This is a genomic window from uncultured Cardiobacterium sp. (genome assembly GCF_938028825.1).
In the GTDB taxonomy this organism is placed as follows: Bacteria; Pseudomonadota; Gammaproteobacteria; order Cardiobacteriales; family Cardiobacteriaceae; genus Cardiobacterium.
Genome location: NZ_CALIZP010000068.1, coordinates 1 through 5,187 on the forward strand (window position 1 = coordinate 1; position 5,187 = coordinate 5,187).

6 protein-coding genes are annotated in these 5,187 nt (G+C 60.9%); 2 read left to right on the forward strand and 4 right to left on the reverse strand.

Features of this window, described 5'->3' with window-relative positions; genetic code table 11:
- Nucleotides 1-337 precede the first annotated feature (337 nt).
- The 3 genes from sucD to sucC are packed head-to-tail and all read right to left on the reverse strand — an operon-like array spanning nucleotide 338 to nucleotide 2,751.
- The gene (sucD, locus tag Q0562_RS10355) at nucleotides 338-1,210 is read right to left on the reverse strand and encodes a succinate--CoA ligase subunit alpha (protein ID WP_298644118.1); all 873 of its coding nucleotides are present in this window, start codon (nucleotides 1,208-1,210) and stop codon (nucleotides 338-340) included.
- Nucleotides 1,211-1,233: 23 nt separating this feature from the next.
- Nucleotides 1,234-1,581: a DUF5713 family protein gene (locus Q0562_RS10360; RefSeq protein WP_298644120.1), complete on the reverse strand. Its 348-nt coding sequence runs from the start codon at nucleotides 1,579-1,581 to the stop codon at nucleotides 1,234-1,236.
- 9 nt (nucleotides 1,582-1,590) lie between these two features.
- Nucleotides 1,591-2,751, reverse strand: a complete 1,161-nt coding sequence (gene sucC / locus Q0562_RS10365; RefSeq protein ID WP_298644122.1) for an ADP-forming succinate--CoA ligase subunit beta — start codon at nucleotides 2,749-2,751, stop codon at nucleotides 1,591-1,593.
- A 98-nt stretch (nucleotides 2,752-2,849) separates the two neighbouring features.
- Here sucC and Q0562_RS10370 point away from each other — a divergent pair, with 98 nt between their 5' ends.
- Nucleotides 2,850-3,257 (forward strand): thioesterase family protein, encoded by a 408-nt coding sequence (locus tag Q0562_RS10370; protein WP_298644124.1) that lies wholly within the window; start codon nucleotides 2,850-2,852, stop codon nucleotides 3,255-3,257.
- A 30-nt stretch (nucleotides 3,258-3,287) separates the two neighbouring features.
- Here Q0562_RS10370 and Q0562_RS10375 read toward each other — a convergent pair whose 3' ends face one another.
- Entirely contained in the window at nucleotides 3,288-4,250 is a 963-nt protein-coding gene (locus Q0562_RS10375; protein WP_298644126.1) for an RluA family pseudouridine synthase, read from the reverse strand.
- Nucleotides 4,251-4,300: 50 nt separating this feature from the next.
- On the opposite strand from Q0562_RS10375, the gene Q0562_RS10380 reads away from it, so the two are divergent.
- Nucleotides 4,301-5,122 carry an outer membrane protein assembly factor BamD gene (locus Q0562_RS10380; RefSeq protein WP_298644128.1) on the forward strand — a complete coding sequence of 274 codons (822 nt, stop codon included), beginning with the start codon at nucleotides 4,301-4,303 and terminating at the stop codon, nucleotides 5,120-5,122.
- The last annotated feature ends 65 nt before the right edge of the window (nucleotides 5,123-5,187 follow it).

Consider the following 5,187-nt stretch of genomic DNA (forward strand, 5'->3'; position numbering starts at 1 on the left):
ATTTAACCCGGAATTAGCATTGAAGCATTGACAGTTGGTTACAGTACCTTGGCGGGTCGTCGTTTGTGCCGCTCGTTTGTAAGCGGCAGTCCGGCGGCATGAAAAAGCCCGCTGCTGCGGGCTTTTTGTAGGGTGGCGGGGTGTCAGGCGTTCATCAGTTTTTTTCAGGGTGCTGACGATGTCTGCCGGGGAGCGGATAGTGGTGACGCCTGCCGCTTCCAGTGCGCGGAATTTGTCCGCTTGGCGGGTCGTCGTTTGAGCCGCTCGTTTGTAAGCAGCAGTCCGGCAGCATGAAAGAGCCCGCTGCTGCGGGCTTTTTTGTGGGGAGGCGGGGTTGTCAGGCGTTCATCAGTTTTTTCAGGGTGCTGCCGATGTCTGCCGGGGAGCGGACGGTGGTAACGCCTGCCGCTTCGAGGGCGCGGAATTTGTCCGCTGCGGTACCTTTACCGCCGGCGATGATGGCGCCGGCGTGGCCCATGCGTTTGCCGGGCGGGGCGGTGACGCCCGCGATGTAGGCAACCACGGGTTTGGTGACGTTCGCCTTGATGTAGTCCGCCGCTTCTTCTTCGGCGCTGCCGCCGATTTCGCCGACCATGACGATGCCTTTGGTCTGCGGGTCGGCCTGGAAGGCGGCAAGGACGTCCACGAAGCTGGTGCCGTTGATGGGGTCGCCGCCGATGCCGACGCAGGTGGACTGGCCGAGGCCGATGCCGGTGGTCTGGTGCACGGCTTCGTAGGTCAGGGTGCCTGAGCGCGAGACGATGCCGACGACGCCCGCCTGGTGGATGTGGCCGGGCATGATGCCCATTTTGCATTCGCCGGGGGTGATGACGCCGGGGCAGTTCGGCCCGATAAGGCGCACGTTGGTGCCGCTGATGGCGGCTTTTACTTTCATCATGTCCAGCACGGGGATGCCTTCGGTGATGCAGGCGATGACTTCGATGCCGGCGTCCACGGCTTCGAGGATGGAGTCGGCGGCGAAGGGCGGCGGCACGAAGATCATGCTCGCGTTTGCGCCGGTGGCCTGCACGGCTTCGTGGCAGTTGTTGAAGACGGGGCGGTCGAGATGGGTTTGCCCGCCTTTGCCGGGGGTGACGCCGCCGACGAGGTTGGTGCCGTAGGCGATGGCCTGTTCGCTGTGGAAGGTGCCTTGCGAGCCGGTGTAGCCCTGGCAGATGACTTTGGTGTTTTTGTTGATGTAGATGCTCATGGGGGTTCCTTGTGGGTTCGGGGTTACCACTCGCGGCCGGCGGTGAGTGCTTCGTTGTCGGCGTCGTCGTAGCCGTAGGCGTGGGCGTGGGCGATGGCGAGGATGTCGCCGCAGATGGTGTCGCGGGCGACGGTTTCGATTTCGCTGTCGGCCGCTTCAAAGGCTTCTTCGAGCGCGTTGATTTCTTCGGTCGCAACGGCGCTCAGGGCGTAGAGCGCCGCGAGATCTGCCGGTTTTTCGGCTTCGATGCGCTCGCAGAGGGCGCGCAGGATAGTTTCGACTTGTTTGACGAGGCCGTCCGGGAAGTAGTCGTCTTCGTACATGTCGTGCAGGAAGGGGTATTGTTCCATCCGGCTGTTGGCGAGTGGCATGGCGGTTCCTTATCGGGCGGCGGCAACGGCTTTTTGTGCGGCGTCGGTGAGGTCGTCCGCCGAGGTAATGGCGAGGCCGCTTTCATCCAGCATTTTCCGCCCGAGTTCGACGTTGGTGCCTTGCAGGCGGGCAACGACGGGGACTTTCAGGTCGATTTCTTTGGCGGCGTTGATGATGCCTTCGGCGATGAGGTCGCACCGCACGATGCCGCCGAAGATGTTGACCAGGATGGATTTGACTTGCGGCGCGGTGAGGATGAGTTTGAAGGCTTCTTTGACGCGTTCGGCCGTCGCACCGCCGCCGACATCGAGGAAGTTCGCCGGTTCGCCGCCGTGCAGTTTGACGATGTCCATCGTCGCCATCGCCAGCCCGGCGCCGTTGACCATGCAGCCGATGTTGCCGTCGAGGGCGACGTAGTTGAGTTCAAGTTCTTGTGCCTTGTTTTCGCGTTCGTCTTCTTGGGTCGGGTCGCGCATCTCGGCGAGGTCTTTGTGGCGGTAGAGGGCGTTGTCGTCGATGCCGATTTTGGCATCAAGCGCCAGCAGTTTGCCGTCGCCGGTGATGATGAGCGGGTTGATTTCGACCATGCTCAGGTCTTTGTCGATGAAGAGGGTGTAGAGGCCTTGCAGCAGGGCGGCGAGCTGGCCGACTTGTTTTTTGTCGAGGTTCATGGCGAAGCCGAGGCGGCGGCCGATGTAGGGGAAGTAGCCGGCGGCAGGGTCGACGCCGATGCTGTGGATTTTTTCCGGGCTTTTTTCGGCGACTTCTTCGATGTCCATGCCGCCTTCGGCGCTGGCGATGATGGAAACGCGTTTGCTGGCGCGGTCAACGACGACGGAGAGGTAGAGTTCTTTGACGATGTCGAGTCCTTCTTCGATGAGGACTTTGTGGATGGGCAGGCCGGTGTCGCCGGTTTGTTTGGTTTTCAGGGTGCTGCCGATCATTTGTGAGGCGTACTGGCGGACTTCGTCCAGGCTTTTCGCGACTTTGACGCCGCCCGCTTTGCCGCGTCCGCCCGCGTGGACTTGCGCTTTCACCACCCAAACGCTGCCGCCCAGGGCTTCGGCGGCGGCGACGGCTTCGTCCGGCGTGTGCGCGAGCTGGCCGCGCGGGGTGTCCACGCCGTAGGCGCGGAAAAGCGTTTTGGCTTGGTATTCGTGTAGGTTCATCTTGGGTTTCCTTTGTTTAGCGGGTTATGCTTTGGCAATGTTAGCAAAATCCGGCGTTATTTTCGCCGGTGATATGTTTTTTTCTGTGGAGTGTTGTGATGGCTGTGTGGGTTCATGTGTGGCGGGGCGAGGTGCGCTGGGGCGATATGGATAGTTATGGTCATGTAAACCATACGGTTTTTTTCCGCTATCTGGAAACGGCGCGGGTGGCGTGTCTGGCGGAAGTGTGCGGCGATATGCCGTTGCCGCTGCTGGTGGTCGCCGATATTGGCTGCAAGTTTCTTGCGGAAATTGTTTTCCCGGCGACGGTGGAGGTGCGCTCGTCGCTCGCAAATGTGCGTGGCGGTTCGCTGGTGGTGGAAGCGGAGATTTGGAGCGGCGGGCGACGCTGCGCGGTGTCGCGGGCGCTTTTGGTTTGTGTGGATGCGGTGCGGCATAAACCGACCCGCTTCCCGCCGGATTTCGCGGCGCGGCTGGCAGAAGTCGGCGCAGGACGGGAAGGGTAGGGCGGTTGTACCGCTTGGTGGCTCTGCGGGTTAGCGGACGGGATAGGCGGCGCGCAAGGCTGCCAATAATGCCGCCATATCCGCAGGCAGCGGGCTGGTGTAGGTGCGTTCGCTGTCATCCGCCGGATGGTGCAGGGTGAGGGCGGCGGCGTGCAGCGCCTGGCGCGGGAAGTCAAGCAGGGCCTGGCGGATGTCGGGCGGGATGCCTTTGCCGGGCGGGTTGGCAAGGCCGTAGAGCGGGTCGCCGACCAGCGGGTTGTGTTGCGCGGCGAGGTGGACGCGGATTTGGTGGGTGCGGCCGGTTTCAAGGTTGACGCGCAGCAGGGTGGCGATGCCGCCGTAGCGTTCTTCAATGCGGTAGTGGGTGATGGCATTTTTGCCGTCTTCCCGGATGGCCATTTTCAGGCGGTCGCGCGGGTGGCGGCCAAGCGGCTGGTCGATGGTGCCGCCGGCGGTGATGTAGCGGTAGGCGAGGGCAAGGTAGGTGCGCCCCATGCTGTGTTCTTGCAGTTGGCGCACGAGGTGGCCGTGGGCACGCAGATTGCGGGCGACGACGAGCAGGCCGCTGGTGTCTTTGTCGAGGCGGTGCACGATGCCGCCACGCGGCAGTTGCGCGGTTTCCGGGAAGTGGTGCAGCAAGGCGTTCAGCAGGGTGCCGTCAGGGTTGCCCGCCGCCGGATGGACGACCAGCCCGGCCGGCTTGTCGATGACGATGATGTCGGTATCGGCATGGATGATGTCGAGCGGGATGTTTTGTGAAGCGTCGTCGGTCCCGGTATCTGCGGCAATTTGCGCGCGAACGCTGTCGCCCGGATAGACATGGTCTTTGGCGCGGGCGGGGTTGCCGTTCACAGACACCAGCCCGGCCTTGATGCTCGCCTGCCAGCGGCTGCGCGAATAATCGGGGGCGATGTGGGCGAGGAAATGGTCGAGCCGCCAGCCACGGATGTCGTCATCAGCGGTGCAGGTGAGCGTGTAGGGTTCTGTTGTCATGGTGTTTATAATGCGGCGTTTTCAAAAACTGGGAGCGAATGATGTCGCGTATGCAGAAAATTTTTCTCGGATTGGGTCTTTTGGGCGGCTTGTCGGCCTGCTCATCGTGGGAACAGGACGAAACGCTGAATTGGAGCGCCGAAAAGCTCTATCAAACCGCCAAGGCTGAAATGAAAGACGGCGCTTACAGCAGCGCCAGTAAGCATTATACCAAGCTGCTCGCCCGCTACCCTTTCGGCCAGATTGCGCAGCAGGCGACGCTGGATCTGGCCTATTCGTACTATCGCGATGGCGAGACAGAGAAGGCGCAGGCGGAAATCGAGAACTTCATCCGCACCTATCCGCAGCATCCGTATATTGACTATGCCTACTATATGCGCGGCGTCTTCGCCTACGAAAAGGACGTGAGCATTTTTGACCGCCTGAACCCGATTAACCTCGCACAAACCGACCCGCAGCCGCTCAAACAGGCGTTCAATTATTTTGACGAACTGGTGCGCCGCTTCCCGCAAAGCGAATACGCCGAGGACGGCCGTTACCGGATGTTGTTCATCAAGAATCTGCTGGGGCAGCACGAACTGGAAATCGCCGACTATTACATGCGTAAGGGTGCGTACATCGCGGCGGTCAACCGCGCCAAAGGTGTGCTGGAACAATACGAACAGACGCCCAGTACGCCGTACGCACTGGCGCTGATGACGCGCGCCTATCGCGAACTGGGCGAACAGCAGCTCTCGCAAGACACCTATCGCGTGCTGGAACTGAACTTTGCCGGCAAGCTGCAAGAGGCGGAAATCCAGCATTACCTGACTGGTGATATCAGCAAGAAGCTGAGTTTGTGGCAAATTATCCGCTCCAAACCGAAAACCTGAGATTTTTAGCAAATAATTTCCTTCTAAAACAGCAGTTAACGAAAAATCTGGTAAAATATTTGCGA